Origin of the sequence: Chitinophaga sp. (assembly GCF_035564935.1) — a bacterium.
Classification (GTDB): Bacteria; Bacteroidota; Bacteroidia; order Chitinophagales; family Chitinophagaceae; genus Chitinophaga.
In genome coordinates, this window is sequence record NZ_DATMTE010000689.1 from 1 (window position 1) to 2,309 (window position 2,309).

Annotated in this window: 3 protein-coding genes; 2 read left to right on the plus strand and 1 reads right to left on the minus strand. The window is 47.7% G+C overall.

What is annotated here, in order from left to right; genetic code table 11:
* The first annotated feature begins 200 nt into the window (after positions 1-200).
* Entirely contained in the window at positions 201-557 is a 357-nt protein-coding gene (locus VN105_RS17785) for a nuclear transport factor 2 family protein (protein ID WP_325642873.1), read from the plus strand.
* Between the two features lie 13 nt (positions 558-570).
* Here VN105_RS17785 and VN105_RS17790 read toward each other — a convergent pair whose 3' ends face one another.
* Positions 571-1,377, minus strand: a complete 807-nt coding sequence (locus VN105_RS17790; RefSeq protein WP_325642874.1) for an alpha/beta hydrolase — start codon at positions 1,375-1,377, stop codon at positions 571-573.
* 256 nt (positions 1,378-1,633) lie between these two features.
* On the opposite strand from VN105_RS17790, the gene VN105_RS17795 reads away from it, so the two are divergent.
* Positions 1,634-2,309 (plus strand): hypothetical protein (locus tag VN105_RS17795; protein ID WP_325642875.1); only part of this gene is annotated, 676 nt, incomplete at its 3' end.

The window sequence follows — 2,309 nt, forward strand, 5'->3', positions numbered from 1 at the left end:
TTACCATTTTTTAAGATCAGTTCGTGGGAAATTGCAGTCTTTGAGGTGATTGGTCCCGAAGGGCACTTAAAGTTTTTTACCGGAAGTGAATTTATTCAGATAGATTATTAACTGGTCTGATCCTGTTCTACAGGCACGCCGAAGTTGGCTATGGCAGGAGAGGAGCTGCGCTCATCATTAATATAAATTGGAGATAACATATGACCCGGGATAATAAGGCAATACTGGAAAAGGCAAATGCGGCCGTTGCTGAAGGCGACAACGAAGGGTTCCTGTCCTTTTGTACAGACGATACGGAGTGGATATTTGTGGGCGATCAAACGCTGCGCGGAAAAGAAGCCGTTCGACAATATATGGCAAAGGCCTACCTGGAACCGCCAAAGTTTATGGTGGAACATTTAATTGCCGAAGGTGAGTTTGTTACCGCACTGGGCAAAATCAGCATGAAAGATGAAGCCGGGAAAATGGTTCATTACTCTTACTGCGATGTTTGGCGGTTTCGTGATGGCAAGATGGCCGGTTTAAAGGCTTTTGTCATCGTAGATCCGTTAACGTAAGCAACCAGGTTATTTATTTTCCGTGGGCATTCATTGAGGTTAAGAATGCTTTAACTGCGGCAGTGAAGCGTTCCGGTTGGTCCATGTGAAGACTGTGACCGGCTTCCCGGATCTGTTCCGCCTGTAAGCCGGGATGAAGATGCTGTAACGTTTCCGCAACAACAGGTGTAACCACGCCTTTATCGCCAAACAGGAGGAGGCAGGGAATATCAATCCTGCTCATCAGCTGCTTATAATCGGGGTTGGGTGGTGTGAGCACATCAAAAGCGCTCATGCTGGTTTGAAGCCGGGCCCGGGCGAATAGTTCAAGCGTTTCCTGCGACCGGTTGGGATGCCTGGCCCGCGCTGCGGATACTACTTCTTCCAACGGCAACTGAAGCATTTTCCGGTGCTGATCGGCCACATCACTGTCGCGCACCTCGCGCTGAACCTCCGGGCTAAGGAAGGTGGGATCGGCCAGGATCAGGCCACGGAGCAGGTTAGGCTTACGGCTTGCTACCACGGCGGCAGTCATTCCGCCCATGGAGTGCCCGAGCAGGAAAGGCGGAGGAAGTTCCAGCGCATTGATCAAACCGGCAATATCATTTGCATGATCTTCATACCGGTATCCGTAGTTGGGTATGGAGGAGCGGCCATGTCCCCTGGCATCCGGCATGATTACATCATAATCGTTCTCCAGGGCACGCGCCAAAGCTGTCCAACACAGGCCGTTTGTCATTAACCCATGCAGTAAGATCAAAGGCGGCTTGTTGCCTCCCGTTCTTGTATAGTGTATGCTGATATCATTTGTTTCGCACAGCGCCGTATTCCAGTTACTCATTTGTTATTTTCTCAGGGTGTAAAAATTGATGCAAAGGTAATCAGTTATGCGGATTTGTTCCGTAATGCAAAACCGGCAACGGGCAGGTATAAACGTAGCGGTGGCAGGGGCATCTGCGCCCAGGTTTCATCCTTATGGGGGGCTGTTAAGTAATCATATCTACCTGAAAACAGGTATATTTGCTTCCCCATATTCCAGTATACACCGGATTGACGGAATAACCTATTTTTGTATTGTTTGATAAACTACTAGAATCATGCTTTTTCAATTTCGTAAACCGACCCTGATCCCCGCTGCCTTGTTGTTGCTTACCGCTATTGGCGGCAAGAGCCAGGCACAGGAAAAATTTGACAGCAAGCTGCTGAAGAACGGTAAATATACACTCGGCTGTTATACTGTAAATGACGGCACTGAATCGGCTATCGGCACTTTTACCATTGGTATCAATACTTCCGGCGATAAACTGGCGTTAACTACTGTGATGGCGCTTACCGGGCTGGAAGAGTGGAAAGATACTTCCATATCCAATCTCAACGACTTTAAACCTGTTTACCGTGCCTCGCACAGCACATTGAAAGATATGGTGCTGCATTTTGGTAATAATGTTAGTGGTTATTATGTAGATAAGAAAACGGGTAAGAAGACCCAGGTCCAGGAAGCCGGCAACCAGTATTTCATAGATAGCTATACCTATCCGTTTGTTCTGGCATTGCTGCCGTTGTCGTCCGGCTACAGCACCGATCTGCCGGTGTATGAATACAAACCGGCCAACACTTCGAATGTGAAAAAAGCCATAGTAGAGGAAGTAAAGAATAACACCTGGATCAGTAAATATACCGGTAAGCATGATGTATGGGAAGTAACGGTAGTGGAACCTTCCACCAATGAAAGATCTGTTTCTTATATTGATAAAAAGACCCGCCGGCTTTGGC